This is a genomic window from Arthrobacter sp. MDT2-16, assembly GCF_054510925.1.
This window is the reverse complement of the sequence record NZ_JBTNDP010000006.1, coordinates 70062-95769: the sequence shown is the minus strand read 5'-3', so window position 1 is coordinate 95769 and position 25708 is coordinate 70062. Positions and strand designations below refer to the sequence as shown.

Here is a 25708-nt window from a genome sequence, read left to right as displayed (position 1 = left end):
ACTAGCGAAACCCTAACAGCCGGGGGCGGGCGCAGGACGGAGTTGACGAACGGCGCCACCGGAGGTGCCCGAGGCACGGCTGATCACTCTTCCCGGGAGGCGTCGCCCGCGCCCGGCCCGACCGGGCGGGGGAACTTCGTTACCATTGGGTGACTATTCCTGATGGCCCGCCGCGACATGCGCCGGGCCATCAGAGCGGACGGGGCCAGGCGGTCCGCCGGAACGGACGACGATAGGCGAGCGGTGCGAGGAAAGACAGCAGTAACGATCATCGTGGCAGGGCTCCTGCTGATGCTCCTCGGTATCGGCCAGCGGACCATCTGGGCCCCGGCCGAGACGGTGACCGCCGGCCTCGCCGAGGGGTCCCGGTCGGCTCCTGTCACGGTCATCGAGGCCGGCGCACTGGGAACCGCCGACGGTCCCGTCGAGGTGACGGTCGAGGCCGAGGACCCCTTCGTCCTCGCGGTCGGGAGGTCCTCCGACGTCGAGGCCTGGGTGGGGGATGCCGCTCACCTGAGCGTCACGGGCGTCAGCGAGGACACGCTGTCCTCGGAGTACGCCGACGGCGAGGACACCGTCCCCGACCCGCGCGGCAGCGATCTGTGGATCAGCGAGGAGCCCGGCGACGGCGCGCTGACGTACCGCTGGGAAGAACCCGCGGACGGCGACCTGTCCATCCTGCTCGCCGGCGACGGCGAATCGGCCGCCCCGGCTGACGTCTCCATCACGCGCCCCAATGACACCTCCACGCCGTTCGCCCTGCCGCTCATCATCGGCGGAGCGCTCGTCGTCGTCCTCGGCATCGCGCTCCTCCTCGTCCCGCCGCGCCGCGGCGCGAAGCGGGATTCCGACGCAGTCGAGGGCACCAGGGCCCATGCGCGTATCCACGCCGACGCCGGAAGGCCGGGCGGAGCGTCCTCGATCGCGGCGCCCGGGCCGGTCCTGCTCGTCGCGAGCCTGATCGGCGCCGGTTCACTCGTCGGTATCACTCCGGGGATGGCGACGACGTCGCCGTCGGCCACTGCCACCGCGTCCCCGTCTGCAGCCCCGTCGGCCTCTGCCACCGCATCTCCGTCCGCCGCCGCATCCAGTTCGTCCGTGACGCCGTCGGCTTCTGCCACCGGGTCCCCCTCCGCCACGGCGTCGTCCTCCTCCTCCTCGGCAGGGAGCGAAGCCGGTGGTCCTCCCGTCGTCCTCGCAAGCCAGCTCGAGCGCATCCTCGGCTCCGTGGCAACGACCATCGCCGAGGCCGATGCCGCATCCGACGCCGAGAGCCTGGCCCTGCGGGTCGGCGGTGCGGCACTGGACCTGCGCACGGGTTCCTACGCCGTGCGGGCCAAGGACGCCCAGGCCGCGGCGCCCGCTCCGATCGCCGCGGACCCCGTCCTCCTGGACATGATCCCCGCGGGCGCCGGATGGCCCCGCACGATCGTCGCCCTGACGCAGGGCGATGACAACCCGGTGCCGCAGGCCCTCCTGCTCGTGCAGGCGACCCCGCGCGAGAACTACAAGCTCACCTCGGCGGTCCAGATGCTGCCGGGCAGCACCTTCCCCTCGGCGCCGCCACCCGGGGCCGGAGGCGTTGTGCCGCTGGACGAAGCCGGAGCGCTCACGACGGCGCCGCAGGCCGCCGTCGCCTCCATCGCCGACCTCCTGACGAAGCCGACCGACGCCACGTCCGGGATCTTCGAGGAGAACTCCTTCTCCAAGGCCATCACCGATTTCCAGGCCGGGGTGGTCGCCGATCCCGGCAACAACGCCGCCGACATCACCTTCACGCACACGGCCGACGGCACCCGGACGCAGGCGCTGCCGACCGCTGACGGTGGCGCGATGGTGTTCGGCTATCTCACCCACACCTATTCCAGCGTCCCGAAGGGCGCCGGAGACAGCATCGACCTCAAGGGGACGGTGTACCAGTCGCTGACGGGGAAGGATTCCAGCGAGAAGGGCATCGACGTCAACTACGGCGAGGCCGTCATGATGTACGTTCCCGGGGCCGGGAGCGACGATAAGATCCGGGTCATCGGCGCCGCGCAGCAGTTGCTCTCGGCCGCACTCCGCTGACCCGGCCCCCGCACTCCTGCCTCCGACAGCCAGGCAGCAAGAGAAAGGCAGAGCATTGTCCACACCAGCACAGCGGGGCGGGATGCCGCCGTCGAGCATGAACCTGCGGGGAGCGGTGGACCTGTCCGCGCTCAAGGCGCGCGCAGACGCTGCATCCCGCCCGGCCCCGGCGCGACAGGCCGCGGCGGCACCGAGTCCCTACATCGTCGAGGTGACGAAGCAGACGTTCCCGCAGCTCGTGCAGCTCTCGGCCCAGGTGCCCGTGATCGTGAACCTCCGGGCCGCGTGGAGCGAGCAGTCCAACCAGGTCACGGCCGTCCTCGAGGGTGCGGCCGTGGAGTTCGACGGGCGGATCCTGCTCGCCAACGTGGACCTCGAGGCCCAGCCGCAGATCGCCCAGGCGTTCCAGGCGCAGGGCGTGCCGACCGTCGTCGCCGTCGTCAAGGGCCAGCCGGTGCCCCTGTTCGAGGGCGTCCTGCCCGACCCCCAGATCCGCGCGTACCTGGACGAGCTCATGAAGGTCGCCGAGGCCAACGGCGTGACAGGCACGCTCAACGACGGCTCGGAGCCCGGCCCGGCCGCCGCGGAGGAGCCACCTCTGCCGCCGCTGCACCAGGAGGCCTTCGACGCCATCGAGGCGGGGGACTACGCTACGGCCGCCGCGGCGTATCGGCGCGCCCTCGCGGAGCAGCCCGCCGACGCGGATGCGAAAGCCGGGCTGGCGCAGGTGGAACTTATGGAGCGCGTGCAGGACGCCGACCCCGCAGAGGTCCGCCGGCGGGGCGCCGACGAACCCGACGCCGTCGAGGCGCAGCTCGCCGTCGCCGACCTCGACCTGATGGGTGGCCATGTGGAGGACGCGTTCAACCGCATCGTCGCGTTCATCGCACGCACCGCAGGGGAGGACAGGGAAGCGGCGCGCAAACGCCTGCTGGAGCTGTTCGACGTCGTCGGCGTCACCGATCCGCGGGTGACCAAGGCCCGCGGCGCCCTCGCCCGCGCACTGTTCTAGGAACCCGCCCAGCCCGTCCGATCCGAAGGATCCCATGACCTCCCCTGTCTCCCCGTCGGGCACCCCCGGCCTCTTCGACCCGATCACGCTCCGATCCCTGGACCTGCCGCACCGGGGATGGGTGGCCGCCATGTGCCAGTACTCCTGCGATCCTGCCGGTGCGGCCGGCGTTCCCACCGACTGGCACCTCGTGCACCTCGGCCAGTTCGCCACCGGGGGCGCGGCACTCATCATCACCGAGGCCGCCGCCGTGAGCCACGAGGGCATGATCAGCCCGCGCGACGCCGGCATCTACACTCGGGAGCAGGCCGCGGCCTGGCGCCGCATCAACGACTTCATCCATGAGCACAGCGCCGTCGGCACGAAGACGGCGGTGCAGCTGGCACATGCCGGACGGAAGGCGTCGACGTACTGGCCGTTCAGCGGCAGGCACGACTCCGTCCCCGGGTCGGAGGGCGGTTGGCAGACCCTCGGCCCCACCGACGAGGCCTTCGGCCGGTACGCCGCGCCCCGCGCCATGACGGAGGCGGACATCGCCAAGGTCATCGGCGACTTCGGTGCGGCCGCCGCGCTCGCCGTGGAAGCCGGCTTCGACACCATGGAGATCCACGCCGCGCACGGGTACCTGCTGCACCAGTTCCTGTCGCCGCTCGTCAACACGCGCACGGACGGCTGGGGCGGTTCGGAGGAGGCCCGCTTCCGCCTGACGCTCGAGGTGATCCGCGAGATCCGTCGCGTCATCCCGGCCACCATGCCGCTGCTGCTGCGCATCTCGGCATCCGACTGGACCGAGGGCGGCATCGACGGCAGTGTCTCCGCGCGACTCGCCAAGCGCGCGGCGGAGGAGGGCGTCGACTTCATCGATGTGTCCTCCGGCGGTGCCGTTCCCGCCGCATCCATCCCCGTGGGTCCGGGCTACCAGGTGGCGCTGGCCGAGGAGGTGCGCTCCTCCGGGGTGCCGACCGGCGCCGTCGGGCTCATCAGCGACCCGGGTCAGGCCGACGCCGTGATCCGCGAGGAGCGGGCCGACGTCGTCCTCATCGCGCGGGCCGCGCTGCGCGATCCCCACTGGTGGATGCGGGCCGCCCACGAGCTCGGCCACGACCTCGTCCCGGCACCCCAGTACGAACGGGCGGGCGGTTTCTGACGGCCCACTCCTTCTCCTCCTTTGGGATGACGAGTGGCGGAAGCGTGCGTTGCTAGCGTGGCACCATGAGTTCACTCGTGCCACCGCCGACCGATGAGGACAATCCGCAGGCCAGGACCGGCACGGCCGCCCTGAGCATCCGTGGACTCGCCAAGCGTTTCGGCGAGAAGATCGCCGTCGACGGCGTCAGCCTCGAGGTCCCGCCGGGTTCGTTCTACGGGCTCGTCGGTCCGAACGGCGCCGGCAAGACCACCACGCTGTCCATGGCCACGGGCCTGCTGCGTCCCGACTTCGGGCAGGCACTCGTCCACGGGGTGGACGTGTGGGCGCAGCCCCTGCAGGCCAAGAAGCTGATGGGGATCCTGCCCGACGGCGTCCGGCTCTTCGACCGCCTCACGGGTGAGCAGTTGGTCACCTACGCGGGGCTGCTGCGCGGCATGGACCGGGAGACCGTGGTCCAGCGCACGGGTGACCTGCTGCGCGCCCTCGATCTCACGAACGACGCCGGCACGCTCGTGGTCGACTACTCGGCAGGGATGACGAAGAAGATCGCCCTCGCGTCCGCCCTGATCCACGCCCCCAAGCTGCTGGTGCTCGACGAGCCGTTCGAGTCCGTCGATCCCGTCTCGGCGGCGAACATCCGGGACATCCTGACCGGATACGTGCAGTCCGGGGGATCGGTGATCGTCTCCAGCCATGTCATGGACCTCGTGCAGCGCATGTGCGACCACGTCGCCGTGATCGCGGCGGGCACCGTCCTCGCTGCCGGGACCGTCGACGAGGTCCGGGGCGACGCCACGCTCGAGGATCGTTTCGTCGAGCTCGTCGGCGGCCGGAACACCTCGGAAGGGCTGACGTGGTTGCGCACCTCCTGAGACTCAAGATCCTCCTGCTGCGCAATTCGCTCAGGCGGAGCACCGGGCAGCTCATCGGGGTGATCCTCGGCGGGCTGTACGGACTGGGCGTCCTGGGGCTGATCGTGGTGGGCCTCGTGCTGCTCGGCAGTCAGGACCCCGAGCTTATCCGGACCGTCCTCGTGATCGGCGGCTCAGCCACGGTGCTCGGGTGGATCGTGATCCCCATCGCGGCCGCCGGCATCGACATGACGCTCGACCCCGCACGCTTCGTGACCTTCGCGATCCCGCGACGCGAACTGCTCGCGGGGCTGGTGCTGGGAGGCCTCGTGGGCATCCCCGGGATCGTGACGCTCATCGCCGCGCTGACGCAGGTGCTCACATGGATCCGTTATCCCGCGGCCGCCCTGGCCGCCCTGGTCTGCGCCCTGGTCGCCGTCCTCCTGTGCGTCGTCGCATCGCGCCTCGTCACGACGGCGGTGTCCTCACTGACGGGCTCGCGCCGCTTCAAGGACATCAACGGCATCGTGGCGTTCATCCCGCTGATCTTCCTGGGGCCGATCATCGGGGGAGTGACCGCCGGATTCCAGGGCTCGCCAGGCTTCGCGCGATCCCTGGCCGATGTCCTCGCCTGGACACCACTCGGCGCCCTCTGGGCGGTGCCGGCGGACGTCGCCATGGGTGATCCCGGGACGGCGTTGCTGCGGTTCCTGATCGGGGCGGCCACCCTATTGCTGTTCCTCGTGCTGTGGAGCCGCACCCTCGCCCACGCGCTGGTCACACCTCCCTACAATGCGGTGGCGAAGCGGGCCGGTGGCAACCTCGGCTGGTTCGGCCGGTTCCCCGCGACCCCCGCGGGGGCGGTAGCTGCGAGGGCCCTGACCTACTGGCTCCGCGATCCGCGCTACTCCGCCTCACTCGTGGTGATCCCCTTCGTCGCGGTGCTGCTGTACTTCTCGGGGGGAGCGTCCGGTACGGCCTTCGCCTTCCTCGGTCCCCTCACGGCATTCCTCCTGGCATGGTCCATCTCGGCCGACATCTCCTACGACAACACGGCCTTCAGCCTCCACCTGTCGACCGGGGTCCGCGGTCTCGACGACCGTCTGGGCCGGGCCGCGGCGTTGCTGGTCTTCTCCCTGCCCATCACCCTGGTGTTCACGGTGGTGCCGTTGCTGATCACGGGCCGGCCCGAGGACCTACCGGTGATGCTGGGACTGGCGCTCGGCCTGCTGCTGACCGGTGCAGGGCTGTCGAGCCTCGTATCGGCGCGGTACACGTACAACGTGCCGCTTCCCGGCGAGAGCGCCTTCAAGACGCCGCCGGGCACCAACTTCACCATGTTCACCGTGCAGTTCATCGGCTGGATCGTGATGGTGCTGCTGGCCCTGCCCGAGCTCGTCCTGACGATCGTCTACTTCGTGACCGGGGATGCGCTGTTCGGGTGGCTGACACTGCTGGTCGGACTGGTCCTCGGAGCGGTCCTGCTCGTGGCGGGCATCCGGGTCGGTGGCCGGTGGTACGACAGCAGGGCGCCGGAACTGCTGCTGGCCGTATCCGCCAACCGCTGACCGGTCCGTCTCCCGAGGAGCGCTTCGGTGGAAGGCTTGTCGCGGCGCTGTTCCTGCCCGTTGCCGGGCTCGTCGCGGCGTTGCTCCTTTCCGTCGAAGGCGCGCGGCGAACCCTAGGTCGAGTCCGAGGACCTGGCAAGACCGGAGCAGATTTGTGCGCAGTCGCCGATTCCACCTGTGTATAACCGGTGGCAGTCGGAGTGCTTGCCGTTATGCTGGCACCCATTCCGGCTTGGCGGGCGAGGACGATTGGGGAATCACGTGTTTCCTGTGCGTACACTTCAAGGCCGACGTCTCGTGCCGGCTCTGGCAGGTCCAGTCATCGCGGCAATGGTGCTGACCGGATGCCAGGGCGGTGCCGATCCCTCGGCGTCCCCTACTCCTGAGCCGTCGGTGTCTGCAGCCTCCGCGTCGGCATCCGCGTCCGCTTCGTCCAGCCCCGCGCCATCGCCCGCGTCTTCGGCGGGGCCCGCTGCGAACATTCCGGTACCGGTGAAGCCACCGTTGGCCGACGAGAACTCGGCCGAGGGGCTGGAGGCGTTCACCGAGTACTGGTTCGAACTGTTCTCATACGGATACGAGACCAACGACTGGGCGACATATGACGAACTAACAGATGCCGGTTGTCGGTCCTGCTCAAACCTTACGGGTCAGGTCCGTGACCACTACACCAATGGAGGATGGATTAAGGGCGGAAACGTGCGCCTGAACTCGCTGCAAACTGAATTCTTAAAGAATACTTCGGGCTCGATAAATTCATTCGTCGACGTAGAACAGTCGGAGTTGATCTACTTTAATTCAACAGGCAGGGAAGTAGATCGGTCTGAGCCGCTGCCATCGACCATAAACGTCACTATTGCACTCTGGGACCAAGATAAATGGCTTATGCTCGAGTTCGGCTCTCCTGAGGGAGCTTGATATGAGACGAAGATTGGGTCGGGTGATTACGGCAGTCACCATTGTATTGTGCATTCATTCGGTCAGCGCGAGTAGCGCCACTGCCGACAATAGAAAGGTAGGAGCGGCTTTTCGGATGGAGGACTTGTAAACGCAGAAAGCGTCTCGAAGACTGAGCAAGGCGGACGTCCTGTTGCAGAAGGCGATGGAGTCGTCCCTGACGCAGGGCCACCTTCGACAACGCCCGCCGCTTCGCCGGTGGACGACGGCATTGAGTACACCTACGAGCGAGCGTGTACTGCAGGTGCTGGTGAGGCCCTGGATCCTGCGACGTGTCCACGGGTCGATGCCGTGTGTGCCGCCCAGGAGGGTGGCACTCTGGTGAACTGGATCGCCATCGATACCCGGGTGCAACCGGCAACCCGGACGCCCACGGGTAGGACTTCCTGCATGTATCCCGGCGAGCCACCGGTCGCGCCGGTGGAGGCCGGATTCGTGCCCGCGGAAGTGCCGGTGGTGATCACGGTGGAGGAGTTCCAGAAGCAGCCGGTGCTTGCGGCGACGATCCTGTCGCAGCCCGCGAATTTCGGGCTGCGCAACGCGCACTCGAACTTGTGGGCTCAGGCTGCGGAGCAGGAGTTCGCGTTCGAGTTCCAGGACGCCGATGTCGTGCTCATGGCCCGTCCGGTCGCGTATCTGTGGGAGTCCGGCGATGGCACGACCGTACGCACCACCAGCCCTGGCGGTCCGGTGCCGGGCAATGGGTTCGATACGCAGACGCCGACGAGTCACCGGTACGCCGAGACGGGGGACTTCCAGGTGACAGTGACCACGTTCTTCGCCGGGGATTATTCGGTCGACGGCGGGCCGTTCCAGCCGGTCGCCGGAGAGGCCGCCGTGGTCTCGGCGCCGCATCTGATGAGTATCTGGCGCACGCGGGGACACCAGGTGAGCCAAGACTGCCTGGAGAACCCCACCGGGATCGGCTGCCAGCCGCCTGCCCGCTGAGTGGTTGCCGGTGATGATCGCTGGCCGACGGCTACAGGTGGTTGCCGGCAGGGATCAGAACGGCGGGGGTACGGGGTCGCTGGTGTAGACGCGGCCGGTGGGTGAGATGGCGGTGAGTCGACCGGATGGTTGTCGGTCTCGGGTGTCCTGTGTGCCGAGGGCGTTATGACCGGCAGGAGTGTTCCCGGTGTCAAGCGCATGCCGGGGATCCTGGGTGTAGTGCCAGATGCCTTCGCTCTTGAGCTTGTGGTGCTTGCGGCACAGGTGCGCAAGATTGTCATAGCTGGTGGGTCCGCCATGGGACCAGGGCACGGTGTGGTCGAGTTCGCAGCGGGAGGCCGGGATGGTGCAGCCGGGATGGCGGCAGGTCTGATCGCGGACCCGGAGCCAGGTCTTCAAGTCCGCAGGGACGCTGTAGGTGGTGCGGCCGACGCTGAGCACGGCCCCGGTTTCGGGATGGGTGAGCAGGCGCGTGAACGAGGGCGCGTGGGCTGCCAGCCGCCGGGCGATATCGGCGGGAATGGGTCCGTAGCCTTCGAGATCGGCCGGGGCGTCGTCCACGCCGAGCAGCGTCAGCACCGGGACGGTGACATTGACGTGGGCCCTGATCCTTCCAGCCCCGGCTGCCACCCCGGCACCGGCCCCGGAGCAGGTGCCCGTACTCGCACTACCCGCATCCGCACCAGCCCCCGTGTCCGACCCGGTCCCGGCACCAGCGCTCTGGCAGGCGGTGGTGCCGGGGCAGCCGTCTCCGGAGATCAGCAGGTCGGTGAGGACATCGGCGCGTAGCTGGGGCAGGGTGCGGTGCTCGGTGGGAGTCTGCAGCGTACGGGCGATCAGGTTCAGGCGGGTGTCGATGGCGGTGGCATCGGTGGCGGACAGGTACACGTGCAGCCAGACCATCGCGTCGTGATCGGGTTCGATGTCCACGCGGCGACGGGATGCGGCGGTGGCAGCCCGGTCGAGGAGGGGCTCGGGGTCCAGCCGCGTGCGTAGTGAGCGTGCCCTGGCGGACAGGCGGCTGGGGGTGGTGTCCGCGGCCAGTGGGAGGAGTTGATCCTCGAGCAGGGCGGCCGCGCCTGCGGGCAGCCCCTCGCATTCGTGCACGACGGTGGTCGCATGTGCCCAGGAAATGGTTCCCTCGCGGAGGGCCTGGAGGGTTCTCGTCTGGTGGTTGACCAGGACCGCGGAGTATTGCACGAGGCGATGAGCGGCTCGTTCGGAGATCCGCAGCAGACATGCCAGCTCGGTTGCGGCGGTCGTATCCGCCAGATTCGTGCGGCGTCGCCTGGTGCCGTGCTGATCGGATTGTCGACCGGATTCCCCACCGGATTCCGCGCCGGACTGGTAATCGAAGAACTGGTCTTCGAGAAGTACACGCAGTTCCTCGGTGGCGGCTGCCATATCGGCGTCGATGCGGGCTTTCTCGGCGTTGAGGGACAGTATGCGTGCGTCGATCCGCTCGCATTCCGTCCGATACTCGGCACCCGTTCTCATGCCTCCATCATCGACCCCGCCACCGACACTATCGGGGCCTTGCGAATGCAATCCAGGAGGCGAGTTCAAGTAATTCGTCGAGTCGATGCGGGATATCCTGGAGAAAGGAATGGGATACTCAGAACTTCCGCCGGGGGCCCTGCGCGGACGGGCGATAGACTGGGGTCATGACTATGCCTGCAGATCCCTTCGCCAACGATCCCCTCGACCCCGGCACCGGCGGCTCCACGGCAACCATCGAACGGGAGGAAGTGCGTCAGGAGGTCGAGCCCGGTGACGCCGAGCGCTTCGCGCACTACGTGCGTAAGGAGAAGATCATGGAGTCGGCCTTCACCGGCGAGCCCGTGATCGCCCTCTGCGGCAAGGTGTGGACACCGGGCCGCGACCCGGAGAAGTTCCCCGTGTGCCCCGAATGCAAAGAGATCTACAACGGCCTGCGTCCGGGCAACGACGACCCCAAGAGCTGACAACCGGGCAGTAGCACGCCCGACCGCGGGAGCATGCGCCCCAGGGGTCCGTTGCAGGTCCTGGAGCTCCACAGGGTGAAGGGCTGGTTCATGCCATGCCGATCTGCGCGAGGCACGTGGCCATCCGACACGTCGGCACAGTCGCACCCCTCGGGGTGGCTCGGTGCGCCGCTGACCGAGGAACACCGGCGAGCCACGGCCACGCCGGCCACGCATGAGCAGACCCCAGTAGAACACCAGGTGCCATGAGCAAGACCGCCAGAACGGCCACGAAGAAGTCAGCCGGCGTGATGACGCCCGAGCTGCGCCCCCTCACCATCGGCATCCTCGCGATCATCACCTGCGCGGCCTTCGAGGCGATGGCCGTCATCACCGCGATGCCCTCCGTGGCCCGTGAGCTCTCCGGCGAAGCGAGCTACGGCCTCGCGTTCTCCATGTACCTGACGGCATCCCTGCTGGGCACCGTCGTCGCCGGCTCGTGGTGCGACCGCAAGGGTCCCCGGCCCGCGCTCGCCGTCGGGATGACCCTCATGATCCTCGGCCTGCTGGTGGCGGGAGTGGCGTCCGACTTCTGGCTCGTCACGGTGGGCCGTGCGGTGTCCGGACTGGGCGGTGGCGCCATGATCGTGGCGGTGTACGTCGTCATCGGGCGCTCCTTCCCGCAGCGGGCCCAGCCGGTGGTGTTCGGCTGGCTCGCCGCCGCATGGGTGCTGCCGGCCCTGATCGGACCGGTGGTCGCGGGTTTCGTCACGCAGCAGTTCGGATGGCGCTGGGTGTTCCTCGGTGCCGCGCCCGTGGTCCTCGCCGCCGTCGTGATCGTATGGCCCAAGACGAGGGAGCTCGGGCCGCTGGATTCGAACGAGGCCGGTTCGGCGAGAGCGCGGGTCCTGCGCGGCCTCGCCCTGGTCGGTGGCGTCTTCGTGGCCCAATGGGCGGTGGTCCGGCTCGCCGACACGCAGGATCCCGACGCCGGGACCGTCACCGGGCTCGCCCTGCTGGCCGCGGCCGGCGTCGTGGTCGCCCTGTTCGTCCTGCCGGCACTCCTGCCCAAGGGCACCCTGGTCCTCGGCCGCGGGCTACCGAGCATCATCGCGACACGCGGCCTCGTGAATGTGGCCTTTTTCGGTACCGAGGCCTTCATCCCGCTCATGCTGGCGAGTTCGCGGGACATCGACCCCGGGACCGCCGGCCTCACCCTGAGTGCAGGCGCACTCGGCTGGAGCGCCGGGTCCTACGTCCAGGCGCGTGTGACGTTCAAGCGGCAGTGGCTGCTCGTCGCCGGCTCCTCGATCCTCTCGCTCTCGCTCGGCGGCTTCGCGCTTGCGACGGCGGTCGAAGCGCCACTGTGGGTGCTCGCCGTGGTGTGGGGACTCTCGGGTTTCGCCATGGGGATGACGCTGTCGAGCACGTCGGTGCTGGTGCTGAAACTGTCGCCGACCACCGAGCAGGGGCGCAACTCGGCCGCCCTGCAGATCTCCGACCAGCTGGGCGGGGTCGCCGGAACGGCCGGTGCCGGTGCCCTGTTCGCGCTCCTGCGCGATCCCGCCGATCCGGGACACGTGCCCACGTTCGTTGCGATCTGGCTCGCTCTGTGGGTGTTCACGGCAGCAGGTATAGTTTCGGGTCTGAGAGGGGCCAGGTCATCCGACGACGGCCCCGGCCTCACCCCCAGCAAGTCAATGGAAGGTACTGTCCCGGCGTGAGTAGTGACACCCTGTTCGGTGCCGGCGCAGCCCTGCCCCCCGCATATCCGGAGCGCGCCGCCTGGGGGACCGCCCCTAAGCTGCGCCAGTGGCAGAGCGAAGCGCTGGAGAAGTATTTCCGGGAGTCCCCGAGCGATTTCCTCGCGGTGGCCACCCCGGGTGCCGGCAAGACGACCTTCGCCCTCCGGGTGGCGACCGAGCTCGTCGATCGCGGCGTCATCAACCGCATCACGATCGTCGCGCCCACGGACCACCTCAAGCGCCAGTGGGCGGACGCTGCCGCGAAGGTGGGCCTTGCGATCGACCCCAACTTCAAGAACGCCGACGGTCGCCACGGCGGTGCGTTCATTGGCGTGGCCGTGACCTACGCCCAGGTGGCCAGCAAGCCGATGCTGCACCGCGCGAAGACGGAGGCTGCCCGCACCCTCGTCATCCTCGACGAGATCCACCACGGCGGCGACGCCCTCTCGTGGGGCGACGGCATCCGCGAGGCCTTCGAACCCGCGGCACGCCGCCTCGCGCTCACCGGGACGCCCTTCCGCTCGGACACCGCGGCCATCCCCTTCGTCGAGTACGCCGAGGACCGCGACGGGATCCGCCGTTCACGCGCCGACTACACCTACGGCTACGGCCAGGCCCTCCGCGACCACGTGGTCCGGCCCGTCATGTTCATGGCGTACTCCGGCCAGATGCGCTGGCGCACCAGCGGTGGGGAGGAGATGGCGGCATCGCTGGGTGAGGCCGCGGTGACGAAGGACATCACGGCCCAGGCCTGGCGCACGGCACTCAACCCGGCCGGCGAGTGGATCCCCGCGGTCCTCGCCGCCGCCGACAAGCGCCTCACCGAGGTGCGCCGTACCGTGCACGACGCCGGGGGCCTCGTCATCGCGACGGACCACGACGACGCCCGCGCCTATGCGGGCCAGCTCAAGCGCATCACGGGGGAGTCCCCGACGGTGATCCTGTCCGACGACGCGAAGGCCTCCTCGAAGATTGAGGAGTTCTCCGCAGGGGACAAGCGCTGGATGGTGGCGGTGCGCATGGTGTCCGAGGGCGTGGACGTCCCGCGACTCGCCGTCGGCGTCTACGCGACGTCCACCGCGACCCCGCTGTTCTTCGCCCAGGCCGTCGGACGCTACGTGCGTGCCCGACGGCGTGGCGAGACGGCGTCGATCTTCCTGCCGTCCGTGCCAAACCTCATGGCCCTGGCGAACCAGCTCGAACTCGAACGCGACCACGCCCTCGACCGCCCGGAGAAGGACGACGAGGGGTTCGGCCTCGAGGACGCGCTGATGGAGGAGGCGAACCGCGAGGACAAGGCGTCGGATTCGCTGACCAAGCAGAAGTTCGAGGCGCTCGAGTCACAGGCGTCCTTCGACCGCGTCCTGTTCGACGGCGGCGAGTTCGGGACCGGTGGTGAGATGGGCAGTGACGAGGAACTCGACTTCCTCGGCATCCCCGGGCTGCTCGACGCCGACCAGGTGGGCCAGCTCCTGCGCCAGCGCCAGCAGGAGCAGCAGTCACGCCGCAAGACACGCCCGACGGCGGCGGCGGCCGCCGAGCCGCTCGTGGTGGACCACCGGCAGCTCACCGAACTGCGTGGGCAACTCGCGAAGAACGTCTCGGCGTGGGCCGCCCGGACGGGCATGCCCCACGGCCAGGTGCACACCGAGCTGCGCCGGCAGTGCGGCGGCCCGGCCGTGGCCCAGGCCGACGAGGACCAGCTCCAGCGCCGCCTGCAGAAGCTGCAGGACTGGTTCATCGGCAAGAAGTAGCGCTGCGCGGACACAGAACGAGGGCCGGGCTGGACGTACCAGCCCGGCCCTCGTGCATCCGGTTCTAGCGCACCAGTTCGATGCCTGCGGCCTCGAGTTCGTCCAGGGTCTGCTCCGACCTGTCCTCGTGCACGCCCCGCGTGAGGTCGGTGAGCACGGACACCGCGTACCCCGCCTGGAGTGCGTCGAGCGCGGTGGCCCGCACGCAGTAGTCGGTGGCGAGCCCGGCGATCACGACGTCGTCCACCTCGTGGTCCTGCAGCCAGTCGTCGAGGGTCATCGGGTCCTCGTCGGGGTCGACCGCCCCGCCGCCGAGTTTCTGCTCACCCGTGGGAACTTCGTCGTCGGGCGCCTTGACACCCTCGAAGCCCGAGTACGCGGCCTCGAACTGCCCCTTGCGGAACACGGCGTCGATGCTCTCGGTGTCGAGGTCCCGGTGGAAGTCGGACCCCTTGGTGTCGGCGACGCAGTGGACAGGCCAGGAGTCCACGAAGTCGGGGTCCTCGGAGAAATGCGCCCCCGGATCGATGTGCCAGTCCTGCGTCGCGACGACGTAGTCGTAGGAGCCGGCCTGCTCGTCGATGTGGTCGCTGATCGCGGCTGCGACCTGCGCGCCACCCTGCACGGCGAGGGACCCGCCCTCGCAGAAATCGTTCTGCACATCCACGATGATCAGTGCTCGCGTCACGGTGCTGCCTCCTCGTACTCGGTGGGTATGATGGGTTCGCCGCGCTGCAGGCGCCGGACGGCTCCGGGCAGCTCGGCGATGGAACGGGCGTGCTGCCCGGCGGCCCGCAGGACCGCCTCGGGCCCGGTCCAGCCGGGCAGGACGACGCCGTCGCGCATGAACTGCTGCATCAGCGGCCGGTCGTCGCCGTCGTCGCCGGGCGTGATCCCGATGCCCACGATCTCAGCCTGGGCCACCCCGTGCTCGTCACGACGGCGCAGGGCGTGCTTGAGTCCGCCGACTGACGCCTTGTTCTTCGCGGCCTTCGCCACGGAGACGAACGCGCCGGAGTCGTCCTGCCGGCTCACGAGCTTGTAGACCATGCCCGCCGTCGGCGCACCGGAGCCGGTGACCAGCGACGTGCCGACACCGTAGGAATCGACCGGGGCCGAGGCGAGGAGCCCGATGGCGAACTCGTCGAGGTCGGACGTCACCACGATCCTGGTGGTGTGGTTGCCGAGGTCGTCGAGGAGCTGCCGCACCCAGCGGGCCTGCGCCACGAGGTCGCCGGAGTCCAGGCGGACGGCGCCGAGCTCGGGGCCCGCCACCTCCACGGCCGTGCGGACGCCCTGCTCGACGTCGTAGGTGTCCACGAGGAGCGAGGTGCCCCGTCCCAGGGCTGCGACCTGCGCCTCGAACGCCGCGCGTTCGGAATCGTGGAGGAGCGTGAAGGAGTGCGCGGCGGTGCCGACGGTCGGCAGGCCGTACCGGCGGCCGGCCTCGAGGTTGGAGGTGCTCGCGAAGCCGCCGATGATCGCGGCACGCGCGCAGGCGACGGCGGCCTCCTCGTGCGTGCGGCGCGAACCCATCTCGATGCACGGGCGCCCGGCGGCCGCACCGGTCATACGCGAGGCCGCGGAGGCTATGGCGCTGTCGTGGTTGAGGATCGACAGCACGAGCGTCTCGAGGATGCAGGCCTCGGCGAAGGTGGACTCCACCGTCAGGATCGGCGAGTTCGGGAAGTACGCCTCGCCCTCCGCGTAGCCCGAGATGGAACCCGTGAACCGGAAGTCCGCCAGCCAGGAGAGGGTGGTGTCGTCGACGATACGGTGGTCGCTGAGGAACGCCAGCTGCGCGTCGTCGAACCGGAAGGTCGCCAGCGCCTCGAGCAGGCGCCCCGTCCCGGCGACGACGCCGTACCGCCGCCCGGCCGGGAGCCGGCGGGCGAAGGCCTCGAACACGGAACGGCGGTGTGCCGCCCCCGAGTGCAGGGAGGCCTGCAGCATCGTGAGCTCGTACTGGTCGGTGAAGAGCGCACTGTTCGGCATGGTCGGGGCGGGAGGCGCCGCACCGGCGGCGGGCGGTTCGGTGTGGGCATTGATCACCCTTGAAACGATAGCGGGGCGCCCGGGGTGTGAGTACCCGGACAGCGGGCAGTGGGGATGCGACCTAGAATGAGGGGATGACCGTAGGCTTTGCAACCGGCACCGACACCCTGGAAGAGGTGCGGACGACCGAGAAGACCGACCTGGACCAGCCCTGGGTGGTCGTCGTCTGGAACGATCCCGTGAACCTCATGAGCTACGTGAGCTACGTCTTCCAGTCCTACTTCGGCTACAGCGAGGCGAAGGCCCGCACGCTGATGCTCGAGGTCCACGAACAGGGCCGCTCCGCCGTCGTCTCCGGCAGCCGCGAGAAAGTGGAACAGGACACCGTGGCACTGCACTCGTACGGGCTGTGGGCCACCTTCGAGAAAATCGGAAGCGAGTAAGCCCACCCCATGGCAAAGCCGTTCAAATCGACGCGCCGCGGCATCACCGGCGCGCTGGAACCCGGGGAGGCGCGCCTGCTCGGCGCGCTGCTCGAGGACGTCATCTCCATGCTCGAGCCCGAGACGGAGCCCGGCGACGACCCGCTGGCGGCGATCGTGGGCATGTCCGGTACGGACGCCGAGGCGACGGCGCCCGACGACTCCGCCGTCCGCCGCCTCCTGCCCGATGCCGTCCGCGGCGACGACGACGAGGCGCTCGCCTTCCGGCGCCTGACCGAGCGGTCGCTGCGCGAGCAGAAGATCGGCGCCCTGCGCAGCAGCGCCCTGGTGATCGAGACGAATCCCATCACCCTCGGTTCCGAGCAGGCACGGCTCCTCGCACAGGCGCTCAACGACGTCCGCCTCGTCCTCGCCGACCGGCTCAGCATCGAGACGGAGGAGGACGCCGAACGGCTGCACGACATCGCGGACTCCAAGGACGTCGACGACGTCGAGTCCTACCTCGCGCTCGTCTACAACTTCATCACCTGGCTCCAGGAGTCCCTCGTGCAAGCCATGCTGAAAGCGGCTCGGCTGGAGCGCTGACGCGCACCGGTGGAGGGCTGTGACACACCCCACGGGCCGATGAATAGTTTTCGCGGGCGGCACGTTCTAGTCTCAGAGGATCATGAGCCCAGAGCCAGCGAACACCGACCGCAGCGAAGCGCCCATCGGCATCTTCGACTCCGGCGTCGGGGGACTGACCGTCGCGCGAGCCGTCATCGACCAGCTGCCCCACGAATCGATCATGTACGTCGGTGACACGGCGAACGGGCCCTACGGACCCCTGCCGATCGCGCGTGTCCGAGCCCATGCGCTCGGCGTCATGGACGAGCTGGTCGACTCGGGCGTGAAGCTCCTCGTCATCGCGTGCAACTCGGCGTCGGCCGCGGTGCTCCGCGATGCGCGGGAACGCTACACCGCCCGGTACGGCATCCCCGTGATCGAGGTCATCCAGCCGGCCGTCCGCCGGGCCGTCGCCTCCACCCGCTCGGGCCGGATCGGGGTCATCGGCACGAGCGCCACCGTGGGGTCCCGGGCCTACGACGACACCTTCGCCGCCGCCCCGCACCTCGAGGTCACCTCCGTGGCGTGCCCGGCCTTCGTCGAGTTCGTGGAGGCCGGGATCACCGGCGGCCCTGCCCTCCTGAGGACGGCCGAGGAGTACCTCGCGCCGCTGAAGGACGCGGGTGTGGACACGCTCGTGCTCGGCTGCACCCACTATCCGCTGCTGACCGGCGTCATCTCCTACGTCATGGGCGATGCCGTGACCCTGGTGTCGAGCGCCGAGGAGACCGCCAAGGACGTGTACCGCGCGCTCGTCTCCCACGACCTCGAGCGGGACGGCACGGCACCCGGGGCGCACCGTTTCATCGCGACGGGCGACGCCGCAGGCTTCGAGGTGCTGGCACGCCGGTTCCTGGGGCCCGAGGTGCTCAGCGTCCAGCACGTGGACCATGTGGCCGCGCAGTATCCGACCGGCAGCCTCGCGCGGATCACGCCCGAGATGATCGCCGCCGGGTTCCCGCCCGCATGAAGCTCACCATCGTCGGCTGCAGCGGATCCTTCCCCGGCCCGCAGTCCCCGGCCTCCTGCTACCTCCTCAGCGCCGAGTGGGAGGGCCGCACGTGGCGGATCCTCCTCGACCTGGGCAACGGATCGCTCGGTGCCCTCCAGCGGTACATGGACCTGCGCGAGATCGACGCCGTGTTCCTCTCCCACCTGCATCCCGACCACTGCATGGACCTGTGCGGCCTGCACGTGGCAGTCCACTGGGACCCGTCCGGCTGGGGGCTGCCCCGCATCCCCGTCTGGGGACCGGCCGCGACGGCGGACCGGATGGCGAGCGCGTACGGCCTCGATCCGGATCCGGGGATGCACGAGGACTTCGACTTCCGGTCGTGGGAGGACCGGTCGGCGGTGTCCCTGGGGCCCTTCACGATCACGCCCTACCGGGTCCTGCACCCCATCGAGGAGGCGTACGCGCTGCGGGTCGAGGTGACCGAGGCCGATGCCGGGGGCGAGGCCCGGCCCCACATCCTGACCTACTCGGGCGACACCGACGCGTGCGACGGGCTGGTGGACGCGGCCAAGGACGCCGACGTCTTCCTGTGCGAGGCGGCCTTCCACGAGGGCCGCGACGACGCGATCACCGGGGTGCACCTCACCGGCAAGCGGGCGGGGGACGTGGCGACCCGGGCGTCGGCCAAGCGGCTGCTGCTGACGCACCTGCCGGTGTGGAACGACGCGAACGTGGCCGTCGGCGAGGCCAGGGAGAGCTACGACGGGCACCTCGCCATCGCCGTCGCGGGCGTCTCCTACACCGTCTGACGCATCCGGAGCCGGTGCGTGGTCCCGGATCCCCGGGCGTCCTCCCAGGTGCTCCCGTCTAGACTGGAAATCATGACCTCCGCGAATCCCACGCCCGCACCCACCGCCGGCAACACCACCCCCGTGCTGCGTGCCGACGGCAGGACGCCCGACCAGCTGCGCAACATCAGCATCACGCGCGGCTGGTCCAAGCAGGCCGAGGGGTCGGCCCTCATCGAGTTCGGGAACACCCGCGTGCTCTGCACGGCGAGCCTGACCAGCGGTGTGCCGCGCTGGCTCAAGGGCGAGGGCAAGGGCTGGGTGACCGCCGAGTACGCCATGCTCCCGCGCGCCACGAACACGCGCTCCGACCGCGAGTCGGTCAAGGGCCGGATCGGCGGCAGGACCCACGAGATCTCACGCCTGATCGGCCGTTCGCTGCGATCGATCATCGACACGAAGGCGCTCGGGGAGAACACGATCGTCCTCGACTGCGACGTCCTGCAGGCCGACGGCGGCACACGGACCGCGGCGATCACCGGCGCCTATGTGGCCCTCGCCGACGCCATCCGCTACGCGAAGGACAAGAAGCTCATCCCCGCATCGGCGAACCCGCTCACCGACACCGTGGCCGCCATCAGCGTGGGCATCATCGACGGCGTCCCCATGCTCGACCTGCCCTACGTCGAGGACGTGCGCGCCGAGACGGACATGAACGTCGTCGTCACCGGATCCGGCACGTTCGTCGAGGTCCAGGGCACAGCCGAGGGCGCGCCGTTCGACCGTGCGGAACTCGACGCCCTGCTGGACCTCGCGCTGCTCGGCACCGCGCAGCTCGCGCAGATCCAGGTCGACACGCTCCGGGACTCCCAGGGTGGCTGACGCGCCACGGCTCGTCCTCGCCACGCGCAATCCCGGCAAGCTGCGCGAGCTGCGCGAGCTGCTGCGCGGACAGGTGCCGGGGCTCGACGTCGACACGCAGGTCATCGACGCGGCCGCCGCGGGTGCCCCGGACGTGGTGGAGAGCGGCGTGACCTTCGAGGAGAACGCGCTGCTGAAGGCGGAACAGGTGGCGGACTCCACCGGGCTGCTCGCCGTCGCCGACGACTCCGGACTCGCCGTGGACGTGCTCGGCGGGGCGCCCGGCATCTTCTCGGCGCGCTGGTGCGGACGGCACGGCGACGACGCCGCGAACCTCGCACTCCTCCTGGCCCAGCTCGCCGACATCCCGCACGAACGGCGGGGCGCGGCCTTCGTCTGCGCCGCAGCCCTCGCGCATCCGCGTGGAACCGTCGGCGCTCCCGGCGCCGGCCGCACCGAGCGCGGCGAACTGCGCGGCACACTGCTGACGGCCCCACGCGGTGCGGGAGGTTTCGGCTACGACCCCGTCCTCGTGCCGGAGGGCCTCGACAGGAGCTGCGCGGAGCTCGCCCCGGAGGAGAAGAACGCCATCAGCCACCGGGGCATCGCCTTCCGGGCGCTGCTGCCGCACCTCATCGACGCACTGCGGTAGCACGCAGCAGACGAACAAGCACCAGACGTACAAGCACCAGACGAACAAGCACAGCACGCGAGCCGCCCACCGGGGCGGCCCAGACCAGGGACGGATACCACCGTGAGCATCATCCAGACAGTCCAGGCCGCGCAGGCGGTCAACGTCGCGACGGCGACCACGACGTCGGACGGTTCTGCCCTCGGCGCCGTCACCGACTGGGCCGTGAACCTGATGGAGACCATCGGCGCGCCCGGCGCCGGCCTGGCCATCGCGCTGGAGAACCTCTTCCCGCCGCTGCCGAGCGAAGTGATCCTGCCGCTGGCAGGGTTCACCGCGAGCCGCGGCAACTTCTCGCTGTTCGAGGCGATCCTGTGGACCACGCTGGGGTCGGTGGTCGGCGCCTATGTGCTGTACGCGCTCGGTGCGTGGCTCGGACGCGACCGCATGAGGCGGCTCGTGGCCAGGGTCCCGCTCATCGACCTCGAGGACGTGGACAAGGTGGAGGCCTGGTTCGACCGGCACGGCTACCGTGCGGTCTTCTTCGGGCGGATGATCCCGCTCTTCCGGAGTCTGGTCTCGATCCCCGCCGGGATCGAGCGCATGCCCCTGGGCAAGTTCCTGCTGCTCACCACGGCCGGCAGCCTGATCTGGAACACCATCTTCGTGCTGGCGGGGTTCTACCTAGGCGAGAGCTGGCACATCGTCGAGCAGTACGCGGACACCTTCCAGAAGATCGTGATCATCGCCGTCGTGCTGTTCGCGGTCTATTTCGTCGTGACCAAGGTACGCAAGTACCGCGCCCAGAAACGGGTCCGGTGACCGGTCCCGCACAGGCAGCGGGAGGGACCACCGACCCGCTGGTCGGTGTATGGCCGCTGTTCGGGCTCGTCATCACCACGCCCCGCCTCGTCCTCACGCCCGTCCGCGACGGGCACCTGCCGGAGCTGGTGGACGCCGTGCTCGCGGGGGTCCACGATCCGGCCGAGATGCCGTTCAGCGTCCCCTGGACGGACGCACCCCGCGACGTCCTCGTCACGGAGACGGTGCGGCACCAGTGGAGGACCCGCGTCGGTGTCTCGCCCGAGGACTGGACGATCAACTTCGCCGTGCTGCACGAGGGCCGTGTCGTCGGTGTCCAGGACCTGACGGCGCGGCGCTTCCCGCTGCTGCGACGCGTCGAATCGGGGTCGTGGCTGACACGTCCGGTGCACGGGCGCGGCCTCGGCACCGAGATGAGGGCCGCGGTGCTGCAGTTCGCCTTCGACCACCTCGGGGCGACGTCGGCGGTGTCTAGCGCCGCCGACTGGAACGCCGCCTCGCTCGGGGTGTCGCGGCGCCTGGGCTACGTGCCCAACGGGACTGCGCTCGTCGAGGCCCGCCCGGGTGAGGTGCAGACGCAGCAGAACCTGCTGCTCGCGCGCGAGGACTTCGCGCGGCCGGACTGGAGCGCGCATGTCGACGGAGCGCCCGAGGTGCTGGCCTTCCTCACTCCCGGGCGGGCTCCGGCACCGGCCGGCTGACGGCAGGACCCGCGACGACCGCCGACGGCATGGGATCCGCCGGGACGCCCGCCGGCTGCAACAGGACGCGGGACAGGTCCGACGACGCATCGAAGAGGCGGGCGTCGATCCCGAGGGCGCGTGCAGCGGCGATGTTCGCCGGGGCGTCGTCGACGAAGGTCACCGCGGCCGGGTCGACGCCGAGCTCCGCCAGGACGTGCTCGAAGATGGCGGACGAGGGCTTGACGAGCCCGAGCGACGAACTGAAGAAGAGGCGGGAGAAGAGCCTCGTCCACGGAGCATGGGACAGCTGGGCGACCATGGGCGCCGGCATGTTCGAGAGCAGCGCCAGGTGTCCGCCCCGCGCCTCCAGGTCCTCCAGGACGTCCAGCGTCTCGAGGTTCGGGTGCGACCACTGGTTGCCGTCGAGGACGTCGAGCCAGGCTGCCCTCACGTGCTCCACGCGCTCGCCGCACACCAGCGACCAGTACTCCTCCGGCGGAAGAGCCCCGGCGTCGTACGCGAAGCGTTGCCGCCAGTAGGTGGAGGCCGGGTCCTGCAGGTTCTGCACGCCCGTGGCCTCCGCGAGCAACTCCCAGTCCTGGGGCGTGGGCGCGGTGGAGACGACGTTCCCGTAGTCGATGAGATACCACCGTGGGGAGCTGCTGATTGGGACCATGGTTCAGGATAGGACCGTTCCCCGGGGGACGCATCGGGACCGCGGTGAACGTTACATGAACGCGGGCCCGGTGCGCGGGCGGGCGGCGGTAAACTCATCGGGTGGGAATCGCGTTCACGGCCATCGACTTCGAGACAGCGAACGGCTTCCGCGGATCCCCCTGCGCCGTCGGGCTCACCAAGGTCCGGGACGGCCGGGTCGTGGAGGAGGCCTTCTGGCTGATGCGTCCACCAGCCGGGCACGATCACTTCGATTCCCGCAACATCGCGATCCACGGCATCACGGCCGGCATGGTCGAGGACGCCCCGCGGTTCGGGGAGCTGTTCCCCGAGATCGGCGGCTTCATCGGGTCCGACGTCCTCGTGGCGCACAATGCCGCCTTCGACCTCGGCGTCATCCGCTCGGCCCTCGAGGTCTCCGCGCTCGCCGGGCCGGCATGGGACTACGCCTGCACCGTCCTGCTCTCGCGCAGGAGCTACTCACTGCCCTCCTACTCCCTGCCCTTCGTCGCGGAGGCCGCCGGTGTCCCGCTGGTCAATCACCACGACGCCGTCGAGGACGCCCGCGCCTGCGCGGGCATCATGCTCGACATCGCCCGCCGGCACGACGCCCCGAGTGTGGAAGAGGTGCTCGGACACCACGACCTCCTGCTGTCGCGGGCCGAGCCGTACGCGCCGGGGGTGGATGAGCTCTCGAAGGCCACCCGGACGGCGCTGGGCCGCGGAACGTCCCCGACGGGCTGGGCCGGCTGGCCCGAGGAGGGCGAGAACCCGCACGCCAACGCCCAGGCCGATCCGCGCCACCCGCTCTACGGACAGACCGTGGTCTTCACCGGGAATCTCGGCATCCCGCGCCCGCAGGCCAAGGAGCGCGCGGCGCGGCTCGGCGCCCAGCCCGCCAGTTCCGTCACACGCAGGACCACCGTCCTCGTGGTCGGCGACGGCTTCGTCGCCTCGGACCTGCGCAACGGACGTGTGACGGGCAAGGCCCGGCGTGTGCTGGAACTGCACGAGCGGGGTCAGGCGATCGAGGTCCTCTCGGAGGCCGAGTTCCTGCAGATGACCGGCGGACGGTGGCCCGCGGACAGCCAGTAGCCCGCGCAGCACCGCTCAGAAGCGCAGCGGGACATCCGTCAGGGAGGCCGACAGCTCGATGAGCCTCGACGCGGCGTTGCTCTCGCGCGCGGCGGGCTTCGCCGGCACCAGGCCCGGCCGCCCTTTGAGCTGGAACCAGCCGTCGGGGCCGCAGTAGGCGCCGTTCGGGACGCCGGCGTCGACCGCGGCCCGCACGAGCGGCCAGGCGCCGTGATCCTTGCCCTGCGCCACCGGCTCCATGACGCGGCGCTTCCACGAGGCAGCCGGCCGGTGCGCGTCGATCCCCGGCCGCTCCGGGGTGAACATGCCCAGGGCGAACCCGGGGTGGGCGACGACGCTCGTCGCCGCACTGGTGGTCAGGGCCAGGCGCCGCGCCAGCTCGAAGCCGAACGCCATCACCGCGAGCTTCGACGTGGCATAGGCGCTCCCGTTGCGGTACGTCGACGGCTGCAGGGCTGACGGCGTCAGTCGCGCCCATCTATGGCTGATGCTGCCGAGGTGGACGATCCGCGTCCCGGAGGCTGCGAGGGTCGGCAGGAGCAGGGCGATCAGGGCGTAGTGGCCGAGGTGGTTGGTGCCGAACTGCAGCTCGAACCCGTCCGCCGTGCTCCGCCGCTCCGCAGAACCCACCACGCCGGCGTTTGCGAGCAGCCCGCTCAGGGGCGGCCCCTCGGCGATCGCCGCGGCGGCGGTCCGCACCGAGGACAGGTCGGCCAGGTCCAGCGGCTGGAAGGTCACGTCCGCGCGGGGATGCCGGGCGCGGATGGCACCGATGGCACGCCCGGCCTTCTCGCTGTTGCGCGAGGCCATGACCACGCTCGCGCCCGCCGCCGCGAGCTGCTCGCAGGCGAAATAGCCGAGGCCCGCGTTGCCGCCGGTCACGAGGACGCGCCGCCCGGTGAGCGGGGGGAGGTTCGTCGGGTCCCAGCCGGGCACGGAACCGGGACGGGCACCGGGGGAGTGGGGCGTGGAACGCATCCCTCAGGCGCCCGTGGTCGCGGCGAGCAGGGTCCGCGCCAGAGTCCGGACGACGCCGGGGACCCCGGGGGCATCGAGGTGGGCCGGCGGGAGGGCCTGCGTGCCGTGGAGGGCGCCGACGATCGCGCCCGCCACGGAGGCGGCGATCACGGGCGAGGCGTCGGGCCGGCCGGCTGCCGCCGCGTGGGCGAGGGCCGCCGCCAGGTGCTCGCGGGGCGAGCCCGCCGATGCCCCCTCCAGCACGGCCTGCAGCGCCGCCTCGAAGGTTCCCGCCGCCGTCGGTCCGCCGTCCGGAGGTCCGCCGGCCACGGCACTGCCGTCGGTGCTCCCGCCCACGTAAGCGCCCACGGCGAGGCGGTGTTCCTCCCCGCGTGCGGCATCGACGGCTCCGGCGAGGTCGACGCCCTCGATCGCGAGTGCGCGCACGACGCCGCTGAAGAGGGCCGCGGTGTTCCGTGCGGCGGCGGAGCCGTGGGTGAGGGCCGCGGCGTCGACGGTCAGCCGTTCGACCATGCTCGCGGGGATGCGGGGTACCAGACCGAAGGGGGCGGAGCGCATCAGGGCTCCGGGGCCCGACGCCAAGGGGTTGAGCGGCCGGGACCGTGTCCCCATCGCGCCGGTGAGCAGTGCGGTCACGGTCTCGGGGTCTGCGTCGTGGACCGGCAGCAGGTCCTCCTGCCGGTCCAGCCATCGCGGGGGCGGTGCGGGCGCGCTCGCGGGGAGGTGCTCACCCTGCCGGTTCAGCCAGCGCAGGTAGGCGAGCCACAGGCAGGCCGCCTCGTCCGCCGCGACGCCGTCATTGGCCCACTCCAGTGCCTCGGTGAGGCCGTCCACGGTGTACAGCGTCAGCTGGGTCGCGTCCGAGACGGCGAGCGCCGCAGGGTCCGCCAGGGCGGCGGAGGGATCGTCCCCGGCGACGACCAGGACGCCGTAGGCGTCACCCGCCATCACCCCGAGCAGGCATCCCAGCACCCGGTCCTCGTAGTCCGCGGGCGTGGTGTCCGCCGGGGTGGAATTCTCCGTCGTGCTGCTCTCGGTGCTGTCGGTCGTCACCCCTCCAGTCTAGGGAAGCCCGTACCGGATGAACCGTGCCTGTCCTCCCAGCCGCCGTGCAGACTAGGATGGAAGGCTTGTCGGCGGTGCGGTGCACCGCCGGACCGACTCCCGCACGACCGAAGGAT

General features: G+C 70.1%; 25 protein-coding genes. 19 read left to right on the top strand and 6 right to left on the bottom strand.

Going from position 1 to position 25708, the window contains the following annotated elements; genetic code table 11:
* Positions 1 to 243 precede the first annotated feature (243 nt).
* The 7 genes from ACX80N_RS11840 to ACX80N_RS11810 all read left to right on the top strand — a co-directional run bounded on the left by ACX80N_RS11840 (position 244) and on the right by ACX80N_RS11810 (position 8553).
* A complete protein-coding gene (locus ACX80N_RS11840) occupies positions 244 to 2067 on the top strand; it encodes a hypothetical protein (protein ID WP_459339547.1) in 1824 nt (607 codons plus the stop codon).
* Between the two features lie 55 nt (positions 2068 to 2122).
* Positions 2123 to 3079, top strand: coding sequence for a co-chaperone YbbN (locus tag ACX80N_RS11835; protein WP_459339546.1), 957 nt, complete (start codon positions 2123 to 2125; stop codon positions 3077 to 3079).
* A 34-nt stretch (positions 3080 to 3113) separates the two neighbouring features.
* Positions 3114 to 4226, top strand: coding sequence for an NADH:flavin oxidoreductase/NADH oxidase (locus ACX80N_RS11830; RefSeq protein WP_459339545.1), 1113 nt, complete (start codon positions 3114 to 3116; stop codon positions 4224 to 4226).
* 65 nt (positions 4227 to 4291) lie between these two features.
* A complete protein-coding gene (locus ACX80N_RS11825; RefSeq protein ID WP_459339544.1) occupies positions 4292 to 5101 on the top strand; it encodes an ABC transporter ATP-binding protein in 810 nt (269 codons plus the stop codon).
* Complete coding sequence (locus tag ACX80N_RS11820; protein ID WP_459339543.1) at positions 5083 to 6648, top strand: transporter; 1566 nt, start codon at positions 5083 to 5085, stop codon at positions 6646 to 6648. The genes ACX80N_RS11825 and ACX80N_RS11820 overlap by 19 nt, the downstream gene beginning before the upstream one ends.
* Before the next feature lie 330 nt (positions 6649 to 6978).
* Positions 6979 to 7566, top strand: a complete 588-nt coding sequence (locus tag ACX80N_RS11815) for a DUF6318 family protein (RefSeq protein ID WP_459339714.1) — start codon at positions 6979 to 6981, stop codon at positions 7564 to 7566.
* Positions 7567 to 7995: 429 nt separating this feature from the next.
* Entirely contained in the window at positions 7996 to 8553 is a 558-nt protein-coding gene (locus ACX80N_RS11810) for a PKD domain-containing protein (protein ID WP_459339542.1), read from the top strand.
* Positions 8554 to 8607: 54 nt separating this feature from the next.
* Here ACX80N_RS11810 and ACX80N_RS11805 read toward each other — a convergent pair whose 3' ends face one another.
* On the bottom strand, positions 8608 to 10050 hold the full coding sequence (locus tag ACX80N_RS11805) for an HNH endonuclease (RefSeq protein WP_459339541.1): 1443 nt from the start codon (positions 10048 to 10050) through the stop codon (positions 8608 to 8610).
* A 167-nt stretch (positions 10051 to 10217) separates the two neighbouring features.
* Between ACX80N_RS11805 and ACX80N_RS11800 the strand changes: the two genes are divergently transcribed.
* From ACX80N_RS11800 to ACX80N_RS11790, 3 genes are all read left to right on the top strand, one after another.
* Entirely contained in the window at positions 10218 to 10517 is a 300-nt protein-coding gene (locus ACX80N_RS11800; RefSeq protein ID WP_105030962.1) for a DUF3039 domain-containing protein, read from the top strand.
* 245 nt (positions 10518 to 10762) lie between these two features.
* Positions 10763 to 12220 (top strand): MFS transporter, encoded by a 1458-nt coding sequence (locus ACX80N_RS11795; protein ID WP_459339540.1) that lies wholly within the window; start codon positions 10763 to 10765, stop codon positions 12218 to 12220.
* Complete coding sequence (locus ACX80N_RS11790; RefSeq protein ID WP_459339539.1) at positions 12217 to 13995, top strand: DEAD/DEAH box helicase; 1779 nt, start codon at positions 12217 to 12219, stop codon at positions 13993 to 13995. Before ACX80N_RS11795 ends, ACX80N_RS11790 begins: the two co-directional genes overlap by 4 nt.
* Positions 13996 to 14059: 64 nt before the next feature.
* Here the strand turns inward: ACX80N_RS11790 and ACX80N_RS11785 are convergent, their stop codons facing one another.
* Complete coding sequence (locus ACX80N_RS11785) at positions 14060 to 14683, bottom strand: isochorismatase family protein (RefSeq protein WP_105030959.1); 624 nt, start codon at positions 14681 to 14683, stop codon at positions 14060 to 14062.
* On the bottom strand, positions 14680 to 15990 hold the full coding sequence (locus ACX80N_RS11780) for a nicotinate phosphoribosyltransferase (protein WP_459339713.1): 1311 nt from the start codon (positions 15988 to 15990) through the stop codon (positions 14680 to 14682). Before ACX80N_RS11780 ends, ACX80N_RS11785 begins: the two co-directional genes overlap by 4 nt.
* 134 nt (positions 15991 to 16124) lie before the next feature.
* On the opposite strand from ACX80N_RS11780, the gene clpS reads away from it, so the two are divergent.
* The 8 genes from clpS (at position 16125) to ACX80N_RS11740 (ending at position 21797) form a co-directional block, all read left to right on the top strand.
* Positions 16125 to 16433, top strand: a complete 309-nt coding sequence (gene clpS, locus ACX80N_RS11775) for an ATP-dependent Clp protease adapter ClpS (RefSeq protein WP_105030958.1) — start codon at positions 16125 to 16127, stop codon at positions 16431 to 16433.
* 9 nt (positions 16434 to 16442) lie between these two features.
* Entirely contained in the window at positions 16443 to 17018 is a 576-nt protein-coding gene (locus ACX80N_RS11770) for a DUF2017 domain-containing protein (protein ID WP_459339538.1), read from the top strand.
* Positions 17019 to 17100: 82 nt separating this feature from the next.
* A complete protein-coding gene (gene murI, locus ACX80N_RS11765) occupies positions 17101 to 18009 on the top strand; it encodes a glutamate racemase (RefSeq protein ID WP_105030956.1) in 909 nt (302 codons plus the stop codon).
* Entirely contained in the window at positions 18006 to 18803 is a 798-nt protein-coding gene (locus ACX80N_RS11760) for an MBL fold metallo-hydrolase (RefSeq protein WP_459339537.1), read from the top strand. Before murI ends, ACX80N_RS11760 begins: the two co-directional genes overlap by 4 nt.
* 72 nt (positions 18804 to 18875) lie before the next feature.
* Entirely contained in the window at positions 18876 to 19664 is a 789-nt protein-coding gene (gene rph / locus ACX80N_RS11755) for a ribonuclease PH (RefSeq protein WP_459339536.1), read from the top strand.
* Positions 19657 to 20295 (top strand): RdgB/HAM1 family non-canonical purine NTP pyrophosphatase, encoded by a 639-nt coding sequence (gene rdgB / locus ACX80N_RS11750; RefSeq protein ID WP_105030953.1) that lies wholly within the window; start codon positions 19657 to 19659, stop codon positions 20293 to 20295. Before rph ends, rdgB begins: the two co-directional genes overlap by 8 nt.
* Positions 20296 to 20508: 213 nt before the next feature.
* Positions 20509 to 21096 (top strand): DedA family protein, encoded by a 588-nt coding sequence (locus ACX80N_RS11745; protein WP_459339712.1) that lies wholly within the window; start codon positions 20509 to 20511, stop codon positions 21094 to 21096.
* Positions 21093 to 21797, top strand: a complete 705-nt coding sequence (locus ACX80N_RS11740; RefSeq protein ID WP_459339535.1) for a GNAT family N-acetyltransferase — start codon at positions 21093 to 21095, stop codon at positions 21795 to 21797. Before ACX80N_RS11745 ends, ACX80N_RS11740 begins: the two co-directional genes overlap by 4 nt.
* Here ACX80N_RS11740 and ACX80N_RS11735 read toward each other — a convergent pair.
* On the bottom strand, positions 21763 to 22455 hold the full coding sequence (locus tag ACX80N_RS11735; protein WP_459339534.1) for an HAD-IA family hydrolase: 693 nt from the start codon (positions 22453 to 22455) through the stop codon (positions 21763 to 21765). The two genes, ACX80N_RS11740 and ACX80N_RS11735, sit on opposite strands and share 35 nt — an antisense overlap.
* Before the next feature lie 101 nt (positions 22456 to 22556).
* On the opposite strand from ACX80N_RS11735, the gene ACX80N_RS11730 reads away from it, so the two are divergent.
* Positions 22557 to 23549, top strand: coding sequence for an exonuclease domain-containing protein (locus tag ACX80N_RS11730; protein WP_105030951.1), 993 nt, complete (start codon positions 22557 to 22559; stop codon positions 23547 to 23549).
* Between the two features lie 15 nt (positions 23550 to 23564).
* Here the strand turns inward: ACX80N_RS11730 and ACX80N_RS11725 are convergent, their stop codons facing one another.
* Both ACX80N_RS11725 and ACX80N_RS11720 read right to left on the bottom strand, forming a co-directional pair.
* The gene (locus ACX80N_RS11725) at positions 23565 to 24527 is read right to left on the bottom strand and encodes an SDR family NAD(P)-dependent oxidoreductase (RefSeq protein WP_459339533.1); all 963 of its coding nucleotides are present in this window, start codon (positions 24525 to 24527) and stop codon (positions 23565 to 23567) included.
* Between the two features lie 3 nt (positions 24528 to 24530).
* Entirely contained in the window at positions 24531 to 25580 is a 1050-nt protein-coding gene (locus ACX80N_RS11720) for an ADP-ribosylglycohydrolase family protein (protein ID WP_459339532.1), read from the bottom strand.
* Positions 25581 to 25708: the final 128 nt, after the last annotated feature.

Bases quoted from the DNA above. Each gene is read 5' to 3' on its own strand.
- ACX80N_RS11830 (WP_459339545.1), top strand. From the start codon at position 3,114: ATGACCTCCCCTGTCTCCCCGTCGGGCACCCCCGGCCTCTTCGACCCG.
- ACX80N_RS11825 (WP_459339544.1), top strand. From the start codon at position 4,292: ATGAGTTCACTCGTGCCACCGCCGACCGATGAGGACAATCCGCAGGCC.
- ACX80N_RS11815 (WP_459339714.1), top strand. From the start codon at position 6,979: ATGGTGCTGACCGGATGCCAGGGCGGTGCCGATCCCTCGGCGTCCCCT.
- ACX80N_RS11810 (WP_459339542.1), top strand. From the start codon at position 7,996: ATGTATCCCGGCGAGCCACCGGTCGCGCCGGTGGAGGCCGGATTCGTG.
- ACX80N_RS11805 (WP_459339541.1), bottom strand. From the start codon at position 10,050: ATGAGAACGGGTGCCGAGTATCGGACGGAATGCGAGCGGATCGACGCA.
- ACX80N_RS11800 (WP_105030962.1), top strand. From the start codon at position 10,218: ATGACTATGCCTGCAGATCCCTTCGCCAACGATCCCCTCGACCCCGGC.
- ACX80N_RS11795 (WP_459339540.1), top strand. From the start codon at position 10,763: ATGAGCAAGACCGCCAGAACGGCCACGAAGAAGTCAGCCGGCGTGATG.
- ACX80N_RS11780 (WP_459339713.1), bottom strand. From the start codon at position 15,990: ATGCCGAACAGTGCGCTCTTCACCGACCAGTACGAGCTCACGATGCTG.
- clpS (WP_105030958.1), top strand. From the start codon at position 16,125: ATGACCGTAGGCTTTGCAACCGGCACCGACACCCTGGAAGAGGTGCGG.
- ACX80N_RS11770 (WP_459339538.1), top strand. From the start codon at position 16,443: ATGGCAAAGCCGTTCAAATCGACGCGCCGCGGCATCACCGGCGCGCTG.
- murI (WP_105030956.1), top strand. From the start codon at position 17,101: ATGAGCCCAGAGCCAGCGAACACCGACCGCAGCGAAGCGCCCATCGGC.
- ACX80N_RS11760 (WP_459339537.1), top strand. From the start codon at position 18,006: ATGAAGCTCACCATCGTCGGCTGCAGCGGATCCTTCCCCGGCCCGCAG.
- rph (WP_459339536.1), top strand. From the start codon at position 18,876: ATGACCTCCGCGAATCCCACGCCCGCACCCACCGCCGGCAACACCACC.
- ACX80N_RS11745 (WP_459339712.1), top strand. From the start codon at position 20,509: ATGGAGACCATCGGCGCGCCCGGCGCCGGCCTGGCCATCGCGCTGGAG.
- ACX80N_RS11735 (WP_459339534.1), bottom strand. From the start codon at position 22,455: ATGGTCCCAATCAGCAGCTCCCCACGGTGGTATCTCATCGACTACGGG.
- ACX80N_RS11725 (WP_459339533.1), bottom strand. From the start codon at position 24,527: ATGCGTTCCACGCCCCACTCCCCCGGTGCCCGTCCCGGTTCCGTGCCC.